Below are 19,984 nucleotides of genomic sequence, written 5' to 3'. Positions count from 1 at the left end.
ATCCTCAAGAGTAACGCATGACCCCCATCATTTCCGTTCAGAATCTTACCAAGACCTACGCCAACGGGTTCGAGGCCCTCAAAGGCATCAACCTCGACGTCGAAAAGGGCGAGATCCTGGCACTGCTCGGGCCGAACGGCGCGGGCAAGACAACGCTGATCTCCATCATCTGCGGCATCGCCAATCCGAGCGGCGGCAAGGTGCTGGTCGCCGGCCATGATGTCGTGAAGGATTTCCGCGCCACGCGTGGGATGATCGGACTGGTGCCGCAGGAGCTGACCACAGATCAGTTCGAGACGGTATTCAACACGGTGAGCTTTTCGCGCGGGCTGCACGGCAAGAAAGCCAATCCCGCCCATATCGAGAAGGTGCTGCGCGCGCTTTCGCTTTGGGACAAGAAGGACAATATGCTGCGCCAGCTCTCGGGCGGGATGAAGCGGCGAGTGCTGATCGCCAAGGCGCTGTCGCATGAGCCGGATATCCTTTTCCTCGACGAGCCCACCGCCGGTGTTGACGTGACGTTGCGCAAGGACATGTGGAATGTCGTACAGGACCTTCGGTCCTCGGGCGTCACCATCATCTTGACCACGCACTATATCGAGGAAGCCGAGGAAATCGCCGACCGTGTCGGCGTCATCAATGGCGGGCAATTGCTGCTCGTCGAGGACAAGGCGGCGCTGATGGCCAAGCTCGGCCGCAAGCAGCTCATCCTCGATCTCACCGAACCGCTCGAGCGGCTTCCGGATTGTTTTGCCGGCAACGGACTGACGCTGGAGGCGGAGGGCAGCCGGCTGACTTATGATTTCGACGCCGACAACGAGCAGGAAAGCATCGCGACGCTGCTCACCCGGCTGGGTGAAAACAATATCCATTTCAAGGATCTGTCGACGCGGCAGAGCTCGCTCGAAGACATTTTCGTGGCGCTGGTAGGAGCAGGCAAATGAACGTTGAGGCGATCAAATCCATCTATTTCTTCGAGATGGCCCGGACGCGCCGCACGCTGCTGCAGAGCGTCATCTCTCCCGTCATCTCGACCTCGCTTTATTTCATCGTCTTCGGTGCCGCAGTCGGCTCACGCATCCAGGAGGTGGAGGGCGTCTCCTACGGCGCCTTCATCACGCCCGGCCTGATTATGCTGACGCTGCTCGGCCAATGCATCAGCAACGGCTCCTTCGGCATCTATTTCCCGAAATTCACCGGCACGATATACGAGGTGCTGTCGGCGCCAGTGGCGATGACCGAGATCCTGCTCGGTTATGTCGGGGCCGCGGCGACCAAGGGGATGATCATCGGCTTCATCATCCTCTTGACCGCCAATCTCTTCGTCGACGTCAGGATCGAGCATCCCTTCATGATGATCCTGTTCTTCCTGCTGACGGCCGTCACCTTCAGCCTCTTCGGCTTCATGATCGGCATCTGGGCCGGCAATTTCGAGCAGCTGAACCTCATTCCGATGCTGGTCGTGCCGCCGCTGACCTTCCTCGGCGGCAGCTTCTATTCGGTCAATATGCTGCCGCCCTTCTGGCAGGCTGTCAGCCACCTCAATCCGGTGCTCTATCTCGTCAGCGGCTTCCGCTGGAGTTTTTACGGGATCGCCGACGTCAACCCGGCGATCAGCCTGGCGATGATCACGGTGTTCCTGGCGATCTGCCTGGGCACGCTCGCCTGGATCTTCAAGACCGGCTACCGGCTGCGCAACTGATCGCTCGATAGCATCATCGGAAAATCCGATGATGCTATCGGTTTCTTCCGTTTTTCTTCTGCTTCGGTCCAAGGCATCTGCTTTCCCAACCAAATGGAGAAGCGAGATGACTGGTATCGGGATCGAAGGTTCGAAGGTGATAATCGTCGGCGGCAGCTCCGGCATGGGGCTGGCGCTTGCCATGCGCCTGCTTGACGAGGGGGCGTCGGTGACGATTGCGGGACGCAGCGCAGACAGGCTTGCGGCGGCCTGCCGCCAGCTTGGCGAGCGTCCGAAGCTTGCGACCAAGGTCGTCGACATATCGCGGGAGGAGGAAGTCGCGGCGCTGTTTCAAGAGAGCGGACCGGTCGACCATATCGTCAGCACCGCGGCCGATATCGAAGGCGCCTACCAGTTGCTGCCGTCGATCGATCTCGCGGCGGCGCAACGGGTGGTCGAGAGCAAGTTCTACGGGCCGCTGCTGCTCGCGAAATATGGTGCGAACCATCTGCCGCCGTCTGGATCGATCACCTTTACCTCGGGTGTCGCGGCTTATCGGCCGGCAGCACGCGGATCGGTGGTCGCTGCCGTCAATGCGGCGCTTGAAGGCTTGGTCAGAGCGATTGCCGTCGAACTGGCGCCGATCCGCGTCAATGCCGTATCGCCGGGATGGGTGGATACACCGATCTGGAACTTCGTTGCCGGGGACGCCAAGCATGCGACGCTGGAGGCGATGGCGCAGCGCCTGCCGGCCGGGCGTGTCGGCCAGCCGGGAGATATTGCCGACGCGATCCGTTTCCTGATCGGCAACGGCTTCACCACTGGCACTATCCTGCATGTCGAAGGCGGGCACCGGTTGGTCTGACCGGCATGAATTCGTCGCTTGCCGATTGCAGCAGGAGGGCGAGCGCCGGCGGCTGCACCCGCCGGCGCCGCCACATCATCACCAGCGCGGCCGTGGGTGGTTCGCCTGGCCATGGCAGCTCGATGACATCGCCGCGCGCCGCGGACGGCCCGACCGCAAGAGCAGGGACCAGCGCATAACCGGCGCCTGAGGCAACGAGCCGGATGATCGTCGCGATGCTGTCGGCTTCCGTAACGATAGGCGCCGCAGGCACACCTGCCTCGGCAAAGGCGGTCTCAAACAGGTGGCGGTAAACGCAGCCGGTTTCGGTGGCGATGAAGGGCGCCGTGCTCAATGCTGCGAGACTTTCGGGTGGCCGGGCCTGCAAATGACTGCCGGCGATCAGCACCAGCGGCTCGCTGGAGACTCGGTGCATGGCGAAGCGCTGGTCCCGCTGCCCGCGATCGAAGGTGAAGGCGACGTCGATCAAGCCCGCCTGCAATTGCGCAAGCAATTCGCCGCTGCCGCCGATCTTGACCTTCAGGCCAAGGCCCGGGTTCTGCTTGCCAAAGAGCGACAGCCACGGTGCCAGCCTTTCGGCGGCAATGGTTTCAAGCGTGCCTACGCTGATGGACTGTTCGGCGTTGCCGGCGGCGGCACGGACGGCGCCCTTCGCCTCGTCGTTCAGTGCCAGAATTTCCTCCGCATAGGCCTTCAGCGCCGCACCTGCCGGAGTCGGGACGACACCCTGACGAGAGCGCAGGAAAAGCTCTGCGCCGAGCTCTTCCTCCAATGCCTGTATCTGGTCGCTGAGGCTCGACTGGGCGAGATTGATCTCGGCAGCGGCGCGCGTGAGATTCCCGTGCCGGATGACCGCAAGGAATGTCTTCAATTGTCGTGGATTCATCTCGAGCTCCGGTGGGCGCGCAGGCGCCTTGATGCAGGATATCAATAAAGCGGAACCTGCTGCAACGCAGGAGCATTTTGGCGACGAAGGGGCCGCCTCTGTTGCGCCTTTCCCCCTCAGGCGCTGCTGACGAGCAGGGCGCCTGACAGGATGAGCAGAGTGCCGGCGACGAGTTTGACGATGTTGAGCTCGGCGGCTTCGCCGAGAAACAGGGCGCCGATTGCCAGAGTCACCAGCACGTTGCAGCTCCAGATCGGGGCGAGTTTGGAGACCGGGATACCGTAAGCGAAGAGCGTGAAGCTGATGAGGCCGGTGCCGACGGCGAAGCAGGCGCCTGCGGTGGCGGCAAATGCGAGGCCCTCGGCGGTCCAAGGGGCGGGGCGCCAGATCAATGCGGCGATCAGTCCGGCCAGAGCACAGGCGGCGCCGAAGGCGATCAGATAGACGGCGGAGCCGGTGGCGGCCGTGGCGCTCTGCTTCTGGAAGATGGCGGTGATGCCCCAGAAAACAGCGGGCAGAATGCCACCGATGACGATCGGCCAGAGTGAATTCATTGCGAAACTCCTGTCGCACCCATGGGTCAGGGCTTTCGCCTGAAGCGAAGGCCGGTCGAGCATGCGGGGTGCCACCAGACTAGAAGTTTCTTTTTGCTCTTTGTGGTCTTGTTGTTGCGCGTGAAGGTGACAGATGCGAGCGCTGCCGTAAAGCCGCGGCGACAGCAGATCGCGAGCGCTGCGGCTCAGTCGCGCATGCGCAACTCGTCGGTCTGCATCTGCAGCGAGCCCAGCGTTTCCAGGAAGCTCATGCCGAGCAGGCTCTGATCGAGTCGGCCGTCCTCGGCGACGCTGGCTGCGACATTGTTGCGGACGATCGGGCCGATCGCCACTTGGTCGAGCGTGACGGGTGCCGCGCGGCCACGGCCGTTGGCGGTCATCACGGTCATGGAATAGGTGAGGCGGGAGAGGTCGATGCCGATCCGCTCGGCATCTGCGTGCGACAGCGCCACCATGCTGGCGCCTGTATCGACGAGCATTTCGATCGTCTGGCCGTTGACGGCGACATCGGCCTCGAAATGGCCGTTCAGCAGCTTGTGCAGGATGATCTCCTGGCCGCCTTCGCTTGTGGTGACGACGACGGCGCGGCCGGGAACGAGGCCGGCGAGCAGCCGGTTGCCGACGCCGAGCGCTTCCTGACGATAGAGATAGACGGTCACGAGCGCCAGGATGATCACCAGCCAGATCATCATCTGGCGCATCGTCTCCCCGAGGCTGCGCCGGCTTGCCCAGATGCCGGCAGACAGCATCAGCGCGATCGGCAGCAGATAGACGACGCGGACGAAGTCATCGCTCTGCAGGCCGAGGATCCGGCTGCTGTCATTGTTGACGATCAGCACCGCAAGGCCGATGCCGATCACGACAAGGAAGACGGTCAAACGGATCATAAAACCTGCTCCGGCCCGCTGGTATGGCCCGTTTCCATGTCGTTCGATACCGCGGCGGCGCCTGCAAGCCGTGCCGGCAGCAGGGCCATGATCCGTCTTCGTTCGCTGTCGGAGTAGCTCGCCCAGCTGCCGATTTCCTGAAGAGTCCGGCCGCATCCGGCGCAAAATCCGGTAGCCGAAACCAGCGAGCAGACGTGAATGCAGGGTGTTCGCATGAAGGACATATCGGAGTTTCAAAGAGCCGTGGCAAGGGCGCAAAGCGCGGCGATCTCGCAAATTTGCTGCGTCGCGCCCAGCGTGTCACCGGTGTGGCCGGCAAGCTTGCGGCGGATGAGGGCGGTAAAGGCAAGCGCTATGATGCCGGCGGCAAGCAGGCTTGCGACCAGCGGCCGCAGGCCGAAGGCCGGCCAGATCAGAAGCGCTGCGATGAGCCCGGCGGCGGCGAGCGCAAACTGCATCGCCGCCTCGTCCGGCTGGCCGGTCGAGGCGGCCACGCCATCGGCCTTGGCCGGCGGCAACCGCTGCCAGTGCCAGGCGATGGCGCCGCGGCTGAGCGCCGCGACGGAGGGTATGGCAAGGGCTGAAGTGAGCGGTGACGCGTGGCGGGCAATGGCGGCAAGTGCTGCGGCGCGGATCGCGAAGGAGAGGATCAGCGCTATCGCGCCATAGGTGCCGATCCGGCTGTCTTTCATGATGTCGAGGCTCTGCTCGCGGCTCTTGCCGCCGCCGATGCCGTCCGCGGTATCGGCCAGGCCGTCCTCGTGCAACGCGCCGGTGATGACAACCTGGATGGAAAGCGCAATCAGCGCCGCCATCAGCGGATCGGCGCGCAGCCCCAGAAGAAGGAGCAGGGCGAGCGCGGGGATAAAGCCGATGACGATGCCGGCGAAGGGAAAGGCGCGCACCAGCCGGCCGAGCCTGCCGTCATAGGTTTTGAACAGCGATTGCGGCATGGGGATGCGGCTGAGGAAGGCGACGGCGCGGGCGGTGTCGACCGCATGGTCCTTGATCTTCATTCTGCTTCGTTCTGCCCAAGGTTTCACTTATGGCCCGGCTTATGGTCGCGGCGGTGCTTTTGGTGTTGTTCGCCCCGCCGGCCCGCTTTAAGAGAGTGCGACCCGCAAAGAAGCTGATTTGCTCGACGCAAACAAGTGGTTTGCGTGAAAACAAGAATACCCGGATTCATAGGAAAACCGCACAGATGAGCGTTTCAGGCCTGCCGTTCGACGATTTCCGTACCCTGCTCCGCGACCTGCCGGGGCCGGATGCCCGGGCGCTGGTGGCCGCGCGCGACCGCGACGCGCAGCTGACCAAGCCGCCGGGTGCGCTCGGACGGCTTGAGGAAATCGCCTTCTGGCTTGCCGCCTGGACGGGCCGTAGCCCTGCCGTCAACCGGCCGCTGGTGGCGATCTTCGCCGGCAATCACGGTGTCACCAGGCAGGGCATCACACCTTTTCCGCCAGCCGTGACACAGCAGATGGTCGAGAATTTTGCCGCCGGGGGGGCTGCGATCAACCAGATCTGTGTCGCTTATGATCTCGGGCTGAAGGTTTTCGATCTGGCGCTCGATTACCCCACCGGCGATATTACCGAGGAAGCAGCACTTTCCGAGCGCGATTGCGCCGCGACCATGGCCTTCGGCATGGAGGCGATCGCCGGCGGGACCGACCTGCTCTGCATCGGCGAAATGGGCATCGGCAATACGACGATTGCCGCAGCGATCAACTATGCGCTCTACGGCGGTTCGGCGCGAGACTGGGTCGGACCCGGCACCGGCTCGGAAGGCGAAATGCTGGAGCGCAAGATCGCGGCGGTGGAAAAGGCGGTGGCGCTGCATAGCGATCATCTCGATGATCCGCTGGAGATCATGCGCCGGCTCGGCGGCCGTGAGATCGCGGCGATGGCCGGCGCCATCCTCGCCGCCCGCATGGAGCGCATCCCGGTGCTGATTGACGGTTATGTCGCAACCGCTGCGGCGGCGATCCTCAAAGCCGCCAATCCATCCGCGCTCGACCATTGCCTGATCGGCCATGTTTCCGCCGAGCCCGGACATCTGCGCGCGATCGAGATGCTCGGCAAGACGCCGCTTCTGGCGCTTGGCATGCGGCTCGGCGAAGGCACCGGGGCGGCGCTCGCCGCCGGCATCGTCAAAGCCGCCGCCGCCTGCCATTCCGGCATGGCGACCTTCGCCCAGGCCGGTGTGACCAACAAAGACTGAGGCCGCGCGGCTTCGCTTGCGCCGACTAGATGGATTCGGTATCTGCGTATTCGGGTCATCAAACGGGGCGGCAAAGCCTCGGTCTGCAAGAGGAGAGGGGCGCCTTGATGAAGCCTGCGGTGACGAAAGAGACCGGATTTCGGCACTTCACCGCCGCCGCCAGCTATTCTTGGGCAGGCTTCCTGCGTGTTCTGAGAGAGGCAGCCTTCCGCCAGGAACTCGGTTTCTTCGTCGTTTCGATCGCGGCGCTGGCGCTGGTTGGGGCGACCGCCGGCGAGATTGTCGTTGCGGTGGTTCTGTTTCTCGGGCTGTTTTCGATGGAGGCGATGAATACCGCCGTCGAAGAGGTCATCGACCGGATTTCGCCGGAGATTTCGATCGTCGGCAAACATGCCAAGGATCTCGGCTCTTTCGCGGTGAGCTGCATGATCGCCGCCTGCTGCCTCTATCTCGGCTTCGTCCTCGCCAAGCACCTGTTTTTCACTCTCGGGTAACTTAGACCGACCGGGCCTCAGTCATGACGCCCACAAATCAAGCATGATATCTGCCCGAAAACCGCTCACAGTTTTCGGGCAGACATGCGCGGCTGAGTCAGGCAAAACTCTTACGCTTGCGGGCGACCGCCTGGGCCTCTTCGACAGCCGGCAGGCTCTGCAGCACGCGCTTGGCGGGCAGGATGGCGATGACCTCAGTGCCTTCACGCAGTTTGGATTTCAGCACGAATTGTCCGTCATGCTTGGCAAGAATCGCCTGGACGATCGGCAGGCCGAGGCCGGTGCCCTGTTCGGCGCTCTTGATGGCGATCGAGCCCTGGCCGAAGGCCGACAGGACGACGGGAATTTCCTCTTCCGGAATGCCGGGGCCGTTGTCCTTGATGGAGATGTATTGTCCGCCGCCGGCAGTCCAGCCGACCTTGACGTGAATTTCGCCCCCCTGCGGCGTGAACTTGACGGCATTAGAGAGAAGATTAAGCACCACCTGGCGCATCGACTTCTCGTCCGCCCAGATGGCCGGCAACTGCCGTTCGAATTGATCCGAAATGGCGATGTTCTTGGCGCGGGCGCGCAGCTGGACCATGCCGATGCAATCTTCGGTGATATCGAGAAGCGAAATCGCCTCCTCGCTCAGCTCGTATTTGCCGGCCTCGATGCGCGAGAGGTCGAGGATCTCGTTGATGAGATCGAGCAGATGCTGGCCGGAGCGGTGGATGTCGCCGGCATATTCCTTGTAGGTCGGATTGGCGAGCGGCCCCATGACTTCCGCCGACATCACTTCGGAGAAGCCGAGGATGGCGTTGAGCGGGGTCCTGAGCTCGTGCGACATGGAGGCAAGGAAGCGGGACTTGGCGAGGTTTGCCTCTTCGGCGCGGCGGCGCGCCTCGTCCGACATCGATTTCGCCACTTCAAGCTCGGCGATCAGGTCGTCCTTCTCCGACTGATAAGAAAGGATCTTGAGGTTCGACTTGAACAGGCGGTCGCTGATATAATTGAAGAAGACCAGGGTGCTGGTGAATAGCCCTGTCAGGCTGATTTCGAGGAGGTCGCGCGACAGGCCGCTCTTGGCGGCGAGCGCCAGGACCGCCGGCGCGAAGGCAGCGAGCACGGCAGGCGTCAGCATGAAATTCGACATTGCCGTGACGGAGAGCGCGACCAAGAGCGTCGCACCCTTATAAAGGATGAAGCTCGACGGCTCGCAGGTATCGCAGCCCTGCAGGGCGAATATGGCCCAGCAGCAGCCGAGCAGGAACTGGCCGGACAGCAGCAGGCGGCGCCATTTGCGGGCGCTCTCGGAGGTGATTTCCTGCCGCCGTGCGCGCCGCGCAAGCAGGATATTGCCGGCGTGACAGGTGAGCGTCAGTAGCGCCCAGAAGAGCAATTGCGTGTTTTGGGTGAAATAAACGCCAAGCGCCGTGATGATGACGACGAAGAGCGGCATGATCGTCGCGCCTTGCAGCACGGACGCCACATACATCTTGAGCACGTCACGATCGAAGGAGGAGTTGGACGCATGGCCGGACTGAAGACGTTCGCGCGTTTGCCGCACGGCCTTGGAAACGGCCTTATTGCGGTGGCTGCGCGACCTGTCGACGATAATCTTGTCGGTCGATGTGCTTACGCCGGTACTCATGTGCACGTTGAAACTTCATCCCAGGGTGGATAAGAGCTTAACCGACAATTCTTAAGAAGATGTTTGCCATCTTTACCAAGGATTTGTTTTTTAAGGAGGCGAAAGCGTGACACAGAGCCTGCGCCTGATTCGCGACGGCGTGACCGCTTTTGCCCTGCTGGCGCTCCTGGCGCTGATCGCCGCCAAGTTCAACGATGCAGCAAAGATCGAGCATGCGGGCGCTTTCCATGCTGCCGATGGCGACAGTCTGACTTTGGGAGCCGCACGCTTGCGCCTTGAAGGCATCGATGCACCGGAACTCAACCAGAGCTGCGAGCGAGCGGGACATGCCTGGGCCTGCGGGCGGGCGGCGCGCGAGGCGCTGCAGGGCATGGTCATGGCATCGGGTACGCTTTGCCAGGGCAGCAGGCGCGACCGCTACGACAGGCTGCTTGTCATCTGCCGGAGCGGGGTGGGCGGCGACATAAACGCCGCCATGGTGCGCCAGGGCATGGCGATTTCCTATGGCGGTTATGGCCGGGAGGAGGCCGAGGCGAGAGCGGCGAAGGCGGGGCTCTGGGCCGGGACTTTCGAGCGGCCGCGCGATGTGCGCGACCATGCGCGCCAGAGTTCCGATTCCGGCGGCCCGCTGCGCTTCATCAGACGGATCTTCGGATGGGAGTGAAGCGATGACCGACGAAGCCACGCTGAAGATGTTGCGACTGGAGATCGCCTCCTGCCGCATCTGCCGTGACGCGCCGGCGAAAGGTCTCGCATATCGGCTGCCGCACGAGCCGCGGCCGGTGGCCGTGATTTCGTCGACTGCGCGCATCCTGATCGCCGGGCAGGCGCCCGGGCTTCGGGTGCATGAGAGCGGCCTGCCGTTCGACGATGCTTCGGGCGACCGGCTGCGGTCATGGCTCGGCGTTGACAGGGCAAGCTTCTACGACCGCGACCGATTCGCCATCGTGCCGATGGGTTTCTGCTTTCCCGGCTATGACGACAAGGGTGCAGATCTGCCGCCGCGCCGCGAATGCGCGCCGTTCTGGCGGCAAAGGGTGATTGCGGCGATGCCGCAGATCGAACTGGTGCTGGTCATCGGCCAATATGCACAGGCCTGGCATATGGCCGGCGAGCGGCTGGATAATATGACCGAGACGGTGCGGGCATGGCGGGTCAACCTCCTGTCTAGCCGGTCGCCGGCGGTGCTGCCGCTGCCGCATCCGAGCTGGCGCAACAGCGGCTGGCTGAAGCGCAATCCCTGGTTCGAGAATGAACTGCTCCCGGTCCTGCGAGAGCGGACGAAAATACTGCTTTCCTGAAACAAAATTCTTTTCGCCGTGCGGAATCGCGTTATACAAAGAAAAATAATTCGAAAGGACTGTTGTGCGCATGGACCGCCTCGACCGCAAAATACTGCGTCTGCTGCAAGAAGATTCGACCCTTGCCGTTGCCGATCTGGCAAAGAAAGTCGGTCTTTCGACGACGCCCTGCTGGCGGCGCATCCAGAAGATGGAGGAAGACGGCGTCATCAAGCGGCGAGTCGCCATCCTTGATCCGGAGAAGGTCAACACCAAAGTCACCGTCTTCGTGTCGATTCGCACGGCCACCCATTCGATCGAATGGCTGCGGCGCTTTTCCGAGGTGGTCGCCGAATTCCCTGAGGTGGTGGAATTCTACCGGATGAGCGGCGATGTCGACTATCTCTTGCGAGTCGTCGTGCCCGATATCGCCGCTTATGACGCTTTTTATAAGCGGATGATCGCCAAGATCGAGATTCGCGACGTCTCCTCCGCCTTTGCGATGGAGCAGATCAAGTATTCGACGCAGCTGCCGCTCGACTACATGATTCTCGACAACGCCAAATCCAACGAGGACTGAACCACCGTGCGGCCTGCGGCCGCACGGCGAATCGCGCCAGGATTGAGTTCCTGAGGCAATCCGGCCACGTTTGCCTGCGCCGATCACGATCCTGGCGCCAGGCATGATGTGGTCGAGACTGCAGAAAAGTCCTAGAAATAGCGAAAAAACGCTTGAATTTCACCAAATTCTAAAAAATAAATAGCCTGGTAACGAATACGGGGCTATGTTGACCCGGAACCCGTGAGCGTTGTGTCATCATTTCGTCTCATTGGTATCGAATTCAGGACACTATGTTCTAAACCGCTGCCTTGTATGTGTTGATTGGCCGGCGGTAGAGTTTATGCGCTTCACCATTGTGTTCGACGGGGGTCGAACGGTGGAGATTTTGACAGATGGGTTATAGCGTTTGCGGCTTGCGATGGAGGATTTCCGTCGCGGGGCCGCTTGGCTTGTTCTTTGGCCTAGATAATTGAAATTGTTGTATAAAAATCACGCTTACGGGGAAAGTAGCCTCGGTTGGCCGATCTCACGTGTATCGAGAATTGCTTGATAAGGCGGTGTATGGGATGACGGTTTGGCGGTTCGATCGATCCGCACGCCGAGATGGCTGTTCAAACTGGGCCGGCTTCAAATCGACTACCCGATTGGAAGCCAGCCCCGATCGACAAAGGAATGGATTGGTAAATGAACATCAGAATGGTTTTGCTTGCATCAGCAGCAGCATTTGCTGCATCGACGCCGGTTCTTGCAGCTGACGCTATCGTTGCTGCTGAGCCGGAACCGGTTGAATATGTTCGCGTCTGCGACGCTTACGGCACCGGCTACTTCTACATCCCGGGCACCGAAACCTGCCTCAAGATCGAAGGCTACATCCGTTTCCAGGTTAACGTTGGCGATCGGGTTGGCAATTCGCTGACGCGCGGTAACGACTCCGACTGGGATGCCGTCACTCGCGGTCAGGTTCAGTTCACGGCCAAGAGCGACACCGAGTACGGTCCGCTGACCGGCGTCATCGTCATGCAGTTCAATGCTGACAACGCCACCGATCAGAACGCCATCCTCGATTCCGCTTACCTCGACGTCGCGGGCTTCCGCGCCGGTCTCTTCTACAGCTGGTGGGACGATGGTCTCTCGGGTGAAACCGACGACATCGGCTCGATCGTAACGCTGCACAACTCGCTGCGTTATCAGTACGAAAGCGGCACCTTCTACGCTGGCATCAGCGTCGACGAGCTGGAAGACGGCTTCTACAAGACGGACGAAGAACCTAACAACGTTGGCGTTGCCTTCGGCGTTGGCGGCACGGCCGGTGCGTTCAGCTACCAGGTCACCGGCGGCTGGGACTTCGACAACGAAGACGGCGCAATCCGCGCTATGGGTACGGTTGACATCGGTCCCGGTACGCTCGGCCTCGCTGCTGTGTACTCTTCCGGCCCGAACTCGTACTACTCCGCAGCTGAATGGGCTGTCGCTGCCGAATACGCTATCAAGGCAACCGACAAGCTCAAGATCACTCCTGGCGTCCAGTACTACGGCGACTACTACGTTGCTGGCGACGACTTCAGCGGTGGCGATGCCTGGAAGGTTGGTCTGACGGTTGATTACCAGATCGTCGACAACTTCTACGCCAAGGCTTCGGTTCAGTACCTCGATCCGGAAGATGCTGACGACTCCACGACGGGCTACTTCCGTCTGCAGCGTTCGTTCTAATCCACTTAGTGGATGCCCCCGGTCTCCGGGCCGGGGGCACTTCAAATCAGTTTCTGATCCGAGTGACCTCCGATCAGCTACGGGGACGGGTCCGGTCTTCCCTGCCGGACCGTCCTTGCAGCGTTTTTAACGCACAGTCCTCTGAACGCTTCTCAGAAACCTTTTCAGGTAAGCCGAACCGGTTCGTTGCTGATCGCACGCCGGCTTCTTGCCGGCCTTGTTATTGAGGCACTCCCATTTCAATTTTCAAGCGAGCTTATCTGTCGATAGCATCGTCGCGCGGATGGGCCGTATTCGCCGCCGGCTGGCTTTGCCGCAACAGGTCGCGAAAAGAAAATCCAATGCCGACAATGTGATTACAGCTTTTTTGGTGAGGGGATACAACCTTTGGCAGGGGGCTGGCATTCATTCCTTCTCGCGGATAGCTTGTTCTTATGGACGATCTCAACGACTACTATTATTTCGCCGCTGTCGTCTCCAGCGGCGGCTTCGCATCTGCAAGTCGCGATCTCAAGATACCGCGTTCGAAGCTGAGCAGGCGGGTCAGCCGGCTCGAGGACGGGCTTGGCGCAAGGCTCATAGAGCGCTCGACTCGTCACTTCCGGGTGACGGAGATCGGCCAGGCTTTCTACGAAAGATGCCAGACTATTTTGCAGGAGGCCGACCGCGCCAAGTCAATCGTCAGCGAGGCTCAATCCGATCCGCAAGGCGTGGTGCGGATGGGCTGCCCGCTCGGTCTCGTCGACATCTCGGTCGGCGGAATCCTGCCTGAATTCCTGGAGCGTTATCCGAAGATCAAATTGCAGATCATCGGCTCCGACCGGCGCGCCGACCTCATCAACGAACGGATCGATCTTGAGGTGAGGGCGACCAACGAGCCGGAGACGCAGACGAGCCTGACGATGCGCAAGCTCGACCGGGCGCGGCGTATTCTCGTCGCAAGTCCATCTTTGGTCGAGCGCATCGGCGGCCTGAATTGCGTGGACGAGCTGGCCGACCTTCCGACGCTGGCGATGACGTCATGGGTGTCTTTTCACAGCTGGGAATTGATCGGGCCGAATGGCGCCAAACGAGTGATTCGGCATCAGCCGCGGCTCACCTGCCGCAGCATGACCGCCATACTCGACGCCGCCCGTGCCGGCGTTGGCTTCGGGCTTTTGCTCGAAAGCGCCTGCGAAGCCGATCTCCAGGCCGGCAAGCTGGTGCGGGTGCTGCCGGATTGGCAGTCGGAGGAAAGCCAGTTTTATATCGTCTTTACCACCGCCAAGGGGATGCCGCCGGCAGTGCGGGTGCTGATCGATTTCCTGGTGGAAAAATCCCGGCAGCATTGAGAAGGCTTCAGCCTTGGAACCGGCATGCGCTTATTTCAGCCGTGCCAGCAGCTTTTCGCCGGCCAGTTCCTTGACGGCATCTTTGCCGATCCAGCGGGCGGTTTTGTCAGCGCTTTCCGCCAGCGCCTTTGCAAGGACGAGCGCCGGTGCATGGCAGGCGAGATTGCGCTTGCCGATACTGCGGAGTGCCCAATTGACCGCCTTGCGCACGAAGTTTCGAGAATCGCCGGAATGAGACTTGATCAGCGGCAGCCAGGCAAGAATGATGGCGTCGGGCTCGTTCTTGCGATGGACGGCGGCACCTGCGATCATGGCGAAAGCAGTGCGCCTGACAAATTCGCGCTCGTCGTCGGCGAATTCTGAGATGAGTTCGTCCAGCCGGGCCTCGACGAAGAGATCGGCGGCGCAATCGACGATCTCCCACGAACTGAAGTCATTGGCCCAATTGCGGGCTTCTTCCGCCGTCAACCGTTTCGGCTCGGCGGTGCAGAGTGCGAGCAGGCGGGCTTCACGGATATCGCTTTGCCAGAGCTCGACCGCTCTGGCGTGATTCTTCTTCGCCCGTCTGGCGATCGCCCTGATATCGGGATTGGAGATGCCGAGGGCGCGTGTGGTGACGATGCCGAAGCGCGCCATGCCGGCGACATTCTCCTCCGAACGCAGCGTTTCGAGATGCGCGATCAAGTCGGCTGCGCCGGAGGCGGGTGTGATCATTTTTCGAGGCGGGCGAGCAACGAGGATGTGTCCCAGCGATTGCCGCCCATCGCCTGGACGTCGCCGTAGAATTGGTCGACGACGGCGGTAACCGGCAGCTTGGCGCCGTTGCGGCGGGCTTCGGTGAGCACGATGCCAAGATCCTTGCGCATCCAGTCGACCGCGAAGCCGAAATCATATTTGCCGGCGTTCATGGTCTTGTGGCGGTTTTCCATCTGCCAGGAGCCGGCGGCCCCCTTGGAGATCACCTCGACGACCTTTTCGATATCAAGGCCGGCGCGCTTACCGAAATGCAGCCCTTCGGCAAGGCCCTGGACGAGGCCGGCGATGCAGATCTGGTTGACCATCTTGGTCAGTTGGCCGGAGCCTGCCGGCCCCATCAGACCGACCATGCGGGCATAGGCGTCGATGATGGGCCTGGTACGATCGAAGACGGCCTCGTCGCCGCCGCACATGACGGTCAGGACGCCGTTTTCGGCGCCGGCCTGGCCACCGGAGACGGGAGCGTCGATGAAGTCGACGCCCTTTTCTTTTGCGGCGGCATAAAGCTCGCGGGCGACTTCGGCGCTGGCGGTGGTGTTGTCGATCAGCACCGAATCCGGCTTCATGCCGTGCAGGACGCCGTCCTTGCCTGATGTCACCGACCGGAGATCTTCGTCATTGCCGACGCAGACGAAAACGAAATCGGCGTCCGCGGCGGCCTCGGCTGGAGTGGGGGCGGATTTGCCGGAGAATTTCTCTGCCCAGGCGGCGGCTTTTTCGGCCGTACGATTGTAGACGGTGACATCGTGGCCGCCCTTCGTCTTCAGATGACCGGCCATGGGAAAGCCCATGACGCCGAGACCGATGAATGCGACTTTAGCCATATGTCCTGTCCTTATCGGGAGTGCGAGGCCCTGAGGATTAACCGAAACGGCCGGAGCAGAAAAGCCGTGAAGACCGACTTCCTTCCAATTGACGCGCCGTGGGTGGCCGTCATTTGCTCGGACGCTAGATTGAGCAGGACGACAATGTTTCCGGGGGAGACATGAGCGAAATTCCGATGATCAAGCAGCGGCGCAAAGGCCGCAGTGGAATGCAGTCGATGCTTATCCCATCGCAGCAGATGGTCGCAGAGCAGATTCGATTGGCACCGGCAGGTGTTTTCACCGAGGGCGGCGTCCTTCGCCGCCGTCTGGCCAGCCAGTACGGGGCGGACGCCTGTTGCCCGGTGACTGTGCAGCGGCATTTGCGGGCGATCGCCGAGATCTCCTTCGGCGCGCTGGAAAAGGGCGAGCTTGTTTCGACGGTCACACCCTATTGGCGCGTGGTGGATCCCCAGAGCCTGCTTGCGACGCGCCTTGCGGGCGGCGCCGGCTTTATTGGCGAGCGACTGGCCGCCGAACGTCGGGAGCGGTAGCGGCGAGACCCGCCGCTATCAGCAGGCGCTTCCCGACGAACGCCGGAACGGGAAAAATTATTCCTCGAAGCGGATGACAATGGCAACTTGATGTTATCGATATAATTTGTAGTCTATGCCAATATTCTCGCGATCGAAGGTGGCACCTGATGGCCCGGCCAGCCGCCATCGATCGACAGGATATTTCAGATGTTCACGCGCAGACAAAGAACCGGCACTCCTCCCGCCGCCTCGCGATCCTCCCAAGCATCCGCGCGGCAGCGGCGGCGCGCAGGCATATTCTGCTGTCGTCGCTTGCCAAGGGCCAGGTTGGCCGCGCGACCTGATTCAAAATTTCGCAACAAAGGACCGTTTCCATGACCGCCGCATCCGATCCCATCAATTTCCTCTGGTTCATCCCGACGTCGGGCGACGGCACCTATCTCGGTTCCGCCGATCTCAACCGCGCGCCCGAGATCGGTTATCTCACGCAGATCGCCCAGGCCGTCGACCGCCTTGGCTATTCCGGCGTGCTGCTGCCGACCGGGGTTGCCTGCGAGGAATCCTTCGTGACGGCGGCGGCGCTTGCCGCCAAGACCGAGAAGCTGCAGTTCCTGGTGGCGATCCGCCCCGGCACGGCGTCGCCTGCTTATTATGCGCGTCTGGCGACGACGCTCGACCGCATCTCCAACGGCCGTCTGCTGCTCAACATCGTCGTCGGCGGCAGCCCGGCGGAGCTTGCCGGCGACGGCATCCATCTCGAGCATGACGAGCGTTATGCCCATGCCGAGGAGTTCTTCACCGTGTTCGAGGAGTTGCTGGACAAGGGCACGGCGAGCTTCGACGGCAAATACATCAAGGCAACCAATGCGCGGCTCGGCTTTCCCTCGGTGCAGAACCCGCGCCCGCCGCTCTATTTCGGCGGCTCGTCGGATGCCGGCATCGATTTTTCGGTCGGCCGCGTCGACAAGTATCTGACCTGGGGCGAACCGCCGGCGCAGGTGGCCGAAAAGGTCGCCAAGGTGCGCAAGGCGGCCGCCGAGCGCGGCCGCGAGGTGAGCTTCGGTATCCGCCTGCACTTCATCGTGCGCGAAACCGACGAAGAGGCATGGGAGGCGGCCGAGCGGCTGATCCGTCATCTCGACGACGATACGATCCGCGAGGCGCAGGAGCGCTTCGTGCACGAATCCGACTCGGTCGGCCAGAAGCGCATGGCCGCCCTTCACGGCGGCCGCCGCGACAAGCTCGAGGTTTCGCCGAACCTTTGGGCCGGCGTCGGTCTGGTGCGCGCCGGTGCCGGCACGGCGTTGGTCGGTTCGCCGCAGACGGTCGCGGCGCGCCTGCGCGAATATCAAGAGATCGGTATCGATACGGTGATCGGCTCCGGCTATCCGCATCTGGAAGAGGCCTATCGCGTCGCCGAGCTGCTTTTCCCCGAGCTTGGCATCACCCGCGAGCAGCAACGCCTGGCCTTCAACAACGAATTTGGTCGCAAGCAGATCTTCGCAGGCGGCAGCCACGGCGGCAATCTGAAAGTCGTCTCCGGTTCCTGAGCCCGACCGAAGACGCAGCACTCGATATCGCCGGAAGCCGCTCGCGGCTTTCGGCTTTTTGTCACCAGCGACAAGGCCGCGGGCTGCGGGACATTCGGCGAACAACATCGATGTATAGTCAGCAGGCTATGCAGGCTTGGCGGAAGCCTTCCCGAACTCGTATGCATTCTGTGGCCGACAGCCGTTGCGCCCAGCTGTCATCTCTCTTGTGTTTGTGCTTGACGAACATATGCCTCCACAGCTATACGTTAATTCATAGCTGAAGAGGTATGAATTCCAAATGTCCAATGCTCCGGACGTACTGTTCAGGACACTTGCCGATCCAACTCGGAGGGCGCTGTTCGAGCGGCTGTGCCGCGAAGGCGAGAAGACGGTTGGGGCTCTGACAGCCCGGGCCGGGGTCTCGCAGCCGGTCGTCTCAAAACATCTCGGCATTCTGAAGCAGGCCGGATTGGTGCGCGACCGCCACGAAGGCCGGCAGACGCATTATAGCGCGCAGCTCGGCGCACTTGCTCCGCTGGTCGATTGGACGAGTGAGATGGCCGGGTTCTGGCAAAACCGCTTCAACGATCTCGAAGATTTGCTGAAAAGGATGGATCAATGACCGACATATCGACAGAAACGCGCTCCGTCGTCATCGAACGGGAAATCCCTTTTCCTTCGGAAAAGATCTGGCGGGCGCTGACGCAGCCGCATCTGATCCAGGAGTGGCTGATGAAGAGCGATTTCAAGCCGGCCGTTGATCATCGCTTCAGCTTTAATGCCGATTGGGGTTCGGTCGACTGTAAAGTCCTGGAGGTCGAGCCGAACAAGACCCTGTCCTATAGCTGGGATGCCTACGGTCTCGAAAGCACCGTCACCTGGACTCTCACTCCGACCGGCACGGGCACGCATCTGCGCATGGAGCAGTCGGGTTTCCGACCGGATCAGCGGCAGGCTTACGGCGGCGCCAGGAGCGGGTGGACGCAATTCCTTGCAAATCTGGAGCAGGTGCTGGCGCGGGTGGAGTGAGACCGCCCATCGTCTTGGTTGATTTAAACCGGGGAGGTCCCTTTGAACTGGAACAACTGGTTACGGCAGATCCACCGCTGGCTGTCCGTTGCCTTTACCGTGGCGGTCGTTCTCAATATGATCGCCATGGTACAGGAGAAATCGACCGTTTGGGTGGGCTTCTTGGCGCTGCTGCCGCTTGGCCTGCTGTTGCTGACCGGTCTTTACCTCTTCCTGCTGCCCTATGCCGCCAGGTGGCGTGGGAGATAGGAGTGAAGCAATGGCCGGCAAGACGTCCAACACCGAAGTGAAGCTCACCAACAAGACCGCCGCCAAGCCGGCCGCTGCAGAGCCGACCCTGCTCTCGGGCGGCAATCCTCAGATCGCCAAGGGATACGGCGACGCTCCGGTGCAGGCCTATATCGCCGCGATGCCGGGCTGGAAAAGCGACGTCGGGCGCCGACTCGATGCACTGATCACGCGTACCGTGCCCAATGTGGACAAGGCAGTCAAATGGAACTCGCCCTTCTACGGAATCGAAGGGCAGGGCTGGTTCCTCGGTATCCATTGCTTCACGAAATACATCAAGGTGGCCTTCTTCAAGGGGGCATCGTTGCATCCTCTGCCGCCCGGCGCGTCCAAGCAGAAGGACGTGCGTTACCTCGACATCCGCGAGGACGAACCGTTCGACGAGGCGCAGATCGTCTCCTGGGTGGAACAGGCGCGCCGATTGCCTGGGGAACGGATGTGAGGTCTTCGATGCCGAGTGACGGGAGAGCGACAAACATGAAGAAAGCGACCGCAACCATGAAGAAGAGCGATTCCGGCGACAGAAACGGGGGAACATCTCCCTCTCAACTGATCGATGCGAGGATCGAGGAGCTCAAGGATTGGCGCGGCGATATGCTCGCCCGGGTCCGTGCGCTCATCAAGCAGGCCGAGCCCGAGGTGGTCGAGGAATGGAAGTGGCGAGGGGTTCCTGTGTGGGAGCGTTCCGGCATCATCTGCACCGGCGAGACCTATAAGAGCGCGGTGAAGCTGACCTTCGCCAAGGGCGCCTCATTGCCGGACCCTTCAGGTCTCTTCAATTCCAGCCTCGACGGCAACATTCGGCGCGCCATCGACTTCCATGAGGGCGACGAGATCGACGAGGAGGCATTGAAGGCGCTCTTTCGCGCCGCCGCAGCGCTGAATACCTCGGCGAAGGCTGTCGCCTCCCGGAAGAAATCAAGCGGCTGAGGCTCGGTT

The 19,984-nt window shown here is 61.6% G+C and carries 26 protein-coding genes; 18 read left to right on the top strand and 8 right to left on the bottom strand.

The genetic code is table 11. From position 1 onward, the window contains the following. Window positions 1–17: 17 nt before the first annotated feature. From RLEG4DRAFT_RS21300 to RLEG4DRAFT_RS21290, 3 genes are all read left to right on the top strand, one after another. Window positions 18–944 (top strand): ABC transporter ATP-binding protein, encoded by a 927-nt coding sequence (locus RLEG4DRAFT_RS21300; RefSeq protein WP_003579804.1) that lies wholly within the window; start codon window positions 18–20, stop codon window positions 942–944. After that, window positions 941–1,702, top strand: coding sequence for an ABC transporter permease (locus tag RLEG4DRAFT_RS21295; protein ID WP_003579801.1), 762 nt, complete (start codon window positions 941–943; stop codon window positions 1,700–1,702). The genes RLEG4DRAFT_RS21300 and RLEG4DRAFT_RS21295 overlap by 4 nt, the downstream gene beginning before the upstream one ends. Before the next feature lie 106 nt (window positions 1,703–1,808). Further along, entirely contained in the window at window positions 1,809–2,546 is a 738-nt protein-coding gene (locus RLEG4DRAFT_RS21290) for an SDR family oxidoreductase (RefSeq protein ID WP_003579800.1), read from the top strand. Here the strand turns inward: RLEG4DRAFT_RS21290 and RLEG4DRAFT_RS21285 are convergent. The 5 genes from RLEG4DRAFT_RS21285 to RLEG4DRAFT_RS21265 all read right to left on the bottom strand — a co-directional run bounded on the left by RLEG4DRAFT_RS21285 (window position 2,509) and on the right by RLEG4DRAFT_RS21265 (window position 5,889). Beyond that, a complete protein-coding gene (locus RLEG4DRAFT_RS21285; protein WP_003579798.1) occupies window positions 2,509–3,432 on the bottom strand; it encodes a LysR family transcriptional regulator in 924 nt (307 codons plus the stop codon). The two genes, RLEG4DRAFT_RS21290 and RLEG4DRAFT_RS21285, sit on opposite strands and share 38 nt — an antisense overlap. A gap of 116 nt (window positions 3,433–3,548) precedes the next feature. Continuing rightward, window positions 3,549–3,986 (bottom strand): EamA family transporter, encoded by a 438-nt coding sequence (locus tag RLEG4DRAFT_RS21280; RefSeq protein WP_003579796.1) that lies wholly within the window; start codon window positions 3,984–3,986, stop codon window positions 3,549–3,551. Window positions 3,987–4,171: 185 nt separating this feature from the next. Beyond that, window positions 4,172–4,873: a TIGR02281 family clan AA aspartic protease gene (locus RLEG4DRAFT_RS21275; protein ID WP_003579794.1), complete on the bottom strand. Its 702-nt coding sequence runs from the start codon at window positions 4,871–4,873 to the stop codon at window positions 4,172–4,174. Next, entirely contained in the window at window positions 4,870–5,088 is a 219-nt protein-coding gene (locus RLEG4DRAFT_RS21270; protein ID WP_003579792.1) for a DUF1289 domain-containing protein, read from the bottom strand. Before RLEG4DRAFT_RS21270 ends, RLEG4DRAFT_RS21275 begins: the two co-directional genes overlap by 4 nt. 18 nt (window positions 5,089–5,106) lie before the next feature. After that, entirely contained in the window at window positions 5,107–5,889 is a 783-nt protein-coding gene (locus tag RLEG4DRAFT_RS21265) for an adenosylcobinamide-GDP ribazoletransferase (protein ID WP_003579791.1), read from the bottom strand. Between the two features lie 185 nt (window positions 5,890–6,074). Here RLEG4DRAFT_RS21265 and cobT point away from each other — a divergent pair, with 185 nt between their 5' ends. Beyond that, window positions 6,075–7,091 (top strand): nicotinate-nucleotide--dimethylbenzimidazole phosphoribosyltransferase, encoded by a 1,017-nt coding sequence (cobT, locus tag RLEG4DRAFT_RS21260; protein WP_037093945.1) that lies wholly within the window; start codon window positions 6,075–6,077, stop codon window positions 7,089–7,091. A 104-nt stretch (window positions 7,092–7,195) separates the two neighbouring features. Beyond that, on the top strand, window positions 7,196–7,585 hold the full coding sequence (locus RLEG4DRAFT_RS21255) for a diacylglycerol kinase (RefSeq protein ID WP_037093941.1): 390 nt from the start codon (window positions 7,196–7,198) through the stop codon (window positions 7,583–7,585). Window positions 7,586–7,682: 97 nt separating this feature from the next. On the opposite strand, the gene RLEG4DRAFT_RS21250 is transcribed toward RLEG4DRAFT_RS21255, so the two are convergent. Continuing rightward, the gene (locus RLEG4DRAFT_RS21250) at window positions 7,683–9,218 is read right to left on the bottom strand and encodes a sensor histidine kinase (protein ID WP_003579788.1); all 1,536 of its coding nucleotides are present in this window, start codon (window positions 9,216–9,218) and stop codon (window positions 7,683–7,685) included. A 106-nt stretch (window positions 9,219–9,324) separates the two neighbouring features. Here RLEG4DRAFT_RS21250 and RLEG4DRAFT_RS21245 point away from each other — a divergent pair, with 106 nt between their 5' ends. The 5 genes from RLEG4DRAFT_RS21245 (at window position 9,325) to RLEG4DRAFT_RS21225 (ending at window position 14,101) form a co-directional block, all read left to right on the top strand. Continuing rightward, a complete protein-coding gene (locus tag RLEG4DRAFT_RS21245) occupies window positions 9,325–9,882 on the top strand; it encodes a thermonuclease family protein (RefSeq protein WP_003579787.1) in 558 nt (185 codons plus the stop codon). 4 nt (window positions 9,883–9,886) lie between these two features. Beyond that, window positions 9,887–10,519 carry a uracil-DNA glycosylase family protein gene (locus RLEG4DRAFT_RS21240; RefSeq protein ID WP_003579786.1) on the top strand — a complete coding sequence of 211 codons (633 nt, stop codon included), beginning with the start codon at window positions 9,887–9,889 and terminating at the stop codon, window positions 10,517–10,519. Between the two features lie 70 nt (window positions 10,520–10,589). Then, the gene (locus RLEG4DRAFT_RS21235; protein WP_003540387.1) at window positions 10,590–11,078 is read left to right on the top strand and encodes an Lrp/AsnC family transcriptional regulator; all 489 of its coding nucleotides are present in this window, start codon (window positions 10,590–10,592) and stop codon (window positions 11,076–11,078) included. 666 nt (window positions 11,079–11,744) lie between these two features. Beyond that, window positions 11,745–12,770, top strand: coding sequence for a porin (locus RLEG4DRAFT_RS21230; protein ID WP_003579785.1), 1,026 nt, complete (start codon window positions 11,745–11,747; stop codon window positions 12,768–12,770). A gap of 434 nt (window positions 12,771–13,204) precedes the next feature. Beyond that, window positions 13,205–14,101 carry a LysR substrate-binding domain-containing protein gene (locus RLEG4DRAFT_RS21225; RefSeq protein ID WP_003579784.1) on the top strand — a complete coding sequence of 299 codons (897 nt, stop codon included), beginning with the start codon at window positions 13,205–13,207 and terminating at the stop codon, window positions 14,099–14,101. A 30-nt stretch (window positions 14,102–14,131) separates the two neighbouring features. On the opposite strand, the gene RLEG4DRAFT_RS21220 is transcribed toward RLEG4DRAFT_RS21225, so the two are convergent. Together RLEG4DRAFT_RS21220 and RLEG4DRAFT_RS21215 are read right to left on the bottom strand one after the other, a co-directional pair. After that, entirely contained in the window at window positions 14,132–14,815 is a 684-nt protein-coding gene (locus tag RLEG4DRAFT_RS21220; protein ID WP_003579783.1) for a DNA alkylation repair protein, read from the bottom strand. After that, window positions 14,812–15,681 (bottom strand): NAD(P)-dependent oxidoreductase, encoded by an 870-nt coding sequence (locus RLEG4DRAFT_RS21215; RefSeq protein ID WP_003579782.1) that lies wholly within the window; start codon window positions 15,679–15,681, stop codon window positions 14,812–14,814. The genes RLEG4DRAFT_RS21220 and RLEG4DRAFT_RS21215 overlap by 4 nt, the downstream gene beginning before the upstream one ends. A 161-nt stretch (window positions 15,682–15,842) precedes the next feature. On the opposite strand from RLEG4DRAFT_RS21215, the gene RLEG4DRAFT_RS21210 reads away from it, so the two are divergent. The 8 genes from RLEG4DRAFT_RS21210 (at window position 15,843) to RLEG4DRAFT_RS21180 (ending at window position 19,975) form a co-directional block, all read left to right on the top strand. Then, window positions 15,843–16,214, top strand: coding sequence for a hypothetical protein (locus RLEG4DRAFT_RS21210; protein WP_037093937.1), 372 nt, complete (start codon window positions 15,843–15,845; stop codon window positions 16,212–16,214). A gap of 149 nt (window positions 16,215–16,363) precedes the next feature. Next, entirely contained in the window at window positions 16,364–16,540 is a 177-nt protein-coding gene (locus RLEG4DRAFT_RS40950; protein WP_003579779.1) for a hypothetical protein, read from the top strand. A gap of 30 nt (window positions 16,541–16,570) precedes the next feature. Continuing rightward, complete coding sequence (ssuD, locus tag RLEG4DRAFT_RS21205; protein ID WP_003579777.1) at window positions 16,571–17,746, top strand: FMNH2-dependent alkanesulfonate monooxygenase; 1,176 nt, start codon at window positions 16,571–16,573, stop codon at window positions 17,744–17,746. 280 nt (window positions 17,747–18,026) lie between these two features. Further along, window positions 18,027–18,350 carry an ArsR/SmtB family transcription factor gene (locus RLEG4DRAFT_RS21200; RefSeq protein ID WP_003579775.1) on the top strand — a complete coding sequence of 108 codons (324 nt, stop codon included), beginning with the start codon at window positions 18,027–18,029 and terminating at the stop codon, window positions 18,348–18,350. Further along, window positions 18,347–18,757 carry an SRPBCC family protein gene (locus RLEG4DRAFT_RS21195; protein WP_003579773.1) on the top strand — a complete coding sequence of 137 codons (411 nt, stop codon included), beginning with the start codon at window positions 18,347–18,349 and terminating at the stop codon, window positions 18,755–18,757. Before RLEG4DRAFT_RS21200 ends, RLEG4DRAFT_RS21195 begins: the two co-directional genes overlap by 4 nt. 42 nt (window positions 18,758–18,799) lie before the next feature. Beyond that, on the top strand, window positions 18,800–19,006 hold the full coding sequence (locus tag RLEG4DRAFT_RS21190; RefSeq protein ID WP_003579771.1) for a hypothetical protein: 207 nt from the start codon (window positions 18,800–18,802) through the stop codon (window positions 19,004–19,006). Between the two features lie 10 nt (window positions 19,007–19,016). Continuing rightward, window positions 19,017–19,487, top strand: coding sequence for a DUF1801 domain-containing protein (locus RLEG4DRAFT_RS21185; RefSeq protein WP_003579769.1), 471 nt, complete (start codon window positions 19,017–19,019; stop codon window positions 19,485–19,487). Window positions 19,488–19,522: 35 nt separating this feature from the next. Next, a complete protein-coding gene (locus tag RLEG4DRAFT_RS21180; protein WP_003579767.1) occupies window positions 19,523–19,975 on the top strand; it encodes a DUF1801 domain-containing protein in 453 nt (150 codons plus the stop codon). Window positions 19,976–19,984 lie beyond the last annotated feature (9 nt).

The organism is Rhizobium leguminosarum bv. trifolii WSM2297 (genome assembly GCF_000271845.1).
Note: the sequence above shows the minus strand (reverse complement) of the source record. Positions and strands in the feature narration are given on the sequence as shown.

What these genes read in the sequence shown, in the direction of transcription:
- RLEG4DRAFT_RS21195 (WP_003579773.1), top strand. Translation starts at nt 18,347, where the DNA reads ATGACCGACATATCGACAGAAACGCGCTCCGTCGTCATCGAACGGGAA.
- ssuD (WP_003579777.1), top strand. Translation starts at nt 16,571, where the DNA reads ATGACCGCCGCATCCGATCCCATCAATTTCCTCTGGTTCATCCCGACG.
- RLEG4DRAFT_RS40950 (WP_003579779.1), top strand. Translation starts at nt 16,364, where the DNA reads ATGGCCCGGCCAGCCGCCATCGATCGACAGGATATTTCAGATGTTCAC.
- cobT (WP_037093945.1), top strand. Translation starts at nt 6,075, where the DNA reads ATGAGCGTTTCAGGCCTGCCGTTCGACGATTTCCGTACCCTGCTCCGC.
- RLEG4DRAFT_RS21230 (WP_003579785.1), top strand. Translation starts at nt 11,745, where the DNA reads ATGAACATCAGAATGGTTTTGCTTGCATCAGCAGCAGCATTTGCTGCA.
- RLEG4DRAFT_RS21270 (WP_003579792.1), bottom strand. Translation starts at nt 5,088, where the DNA reads ATGCGAACACCCTGCATTCACGTCTGCTCGCTGGTTTCGGCTACCGGA.
- RLEG4DRAFT_RS21285 (WP_003579798.1), bottom strand. Translation starts at nt 3,432, where the DNA reads ATGAATCCACGACAATTGAAGACATTCCTTGCGGTCATCCGGCACGGG.
- RLEG4DRAFT_RS21300 (WP_003579804.1), top strand. Translation starts at nt 18, where the DNA reads ATGACCCCCATCATTTCCGTTCAGAATCTTACCAAGACCTACGCCAAC.
- RLEG4DRAFT_RS21275 (WP_003579794.1), bottom strand. Translation starts at nt 4,873, where the DNA reads ATGATCCGTTTGACCGTCTTCCTTGTCGTGATCGGCATCGGCCTTGCG.
- RLEG4DRAFT_RS21180 (WP_003579767.1), top strand. Translation starts at nt 19,523, where the DNA reads ATGAAGAAAGCGACCGCAACCATGAAGAAGAGCGATTCCGGCGACAGA.
- RLEG4DRAFT_RS21200 (WP_003579775.1), top strand. Translation starts at nt 18,027, where the DNA reads ATGTCCAATGCTCCGGACGTACTGTTCAGGACACTTGCCGATCCAACT.
- RLEG4DRAFT_RS21240 (WP_003579786.1), top strand. Translation starts at nt 9,887, where the DNA reads ATGACCGACGAAGCCACGCTGAAGATGTTGCGACTGGAGATCGCCTCC.
- RLEG4DRAFT_RS21220 (WP_003579783.1), bottom strand. Translation starts at nt 14,815, where the DNA reads ATGATCACACCCGCCTCCGGCGCAGCCGACTTGATCGCGCATCTCGAA.
- RLEG4DRAFT_RS21215 (WP_003579782.1), bottom strand. Translation starts at nt 15,681, where the DNA reads ATGGCTAAAGTCGCATTCATCGGTCTCGGCGTCATGGGCTTTCCCATG.
- RLEG4DRAFT_RS21250 (WP_003579788.1), bottom strand. Translation starts at nt 9,218, where the DNA reads ATGAGTACCGGCGTAAGCACATCGACCGACAAGATTATCGTCGACAGG.
- RLEG4DRAFT_RS21295 (WP_003579801.1), top strand. Translation starts at nt 941, where the DNA reads ATGAACGTTGAGGCGATCAAATCCATCTATTTCTTCGAGATGGCCCGG.
- RLEG4DRAFT_RS21235 (WP_003540387.1), top strand. Translation starts at nt 10,590, where the DNA reads ATGGACCGCCTCGACCGCAAAATACTGCGTCTGCTGCAAGAAGATTCG.
- RLEG4DRAFT_RS21185 (WP_003579769.1), top strand. Translation starts at nt 19,017, where the DNA reads ATGGCCGGCAAGACGTCCAACACCGAAGTGAAGCTCACCAACAAGACC.
- RLEG4DRAFT_RS21210 (WP_037093937.1), top strand. Translation starts at nt 15,843, where the DNA reads ATGAGCGAAATTCCGATGATCAAGCAGCGGCGCAAAGGCCGCAGTGGA.
- RLEG4DRAFT_RS21290 (WP_003579800.1), top strand. Translation starts at nt 1,809, where the DNA reads ATGACTGGTATCGGGATCGAAGGTTCGAAGGTGATAATCGTCGGCGGC.
- RLEG4DRAFT_RS21225 (WP_003579784.1), top strand. Translation starts at nt 13,205, where the DNA reads ATGGACGATCTCAACGACTACTATTATTTCGCCGCTGTCGTCTCCAGC.
- RLEG4DRAFT_RS21265 (WP_003579791.1), bottom strand. Translation starts at nt 5,889, where the DNA reads ATGAAGATCAAGGACCATGCGGTCGACACCGCCCGCGCCGTCGCCTTC.
- RLEG4DRAFT_RS21280 (WP_003579796.1), bottom strand. Translation starts at nt 3,986, where the DNA reads ATGAATTCACTCTGGCCGATCGTCATCGGTGGCATTCTGCCCGCTGTT.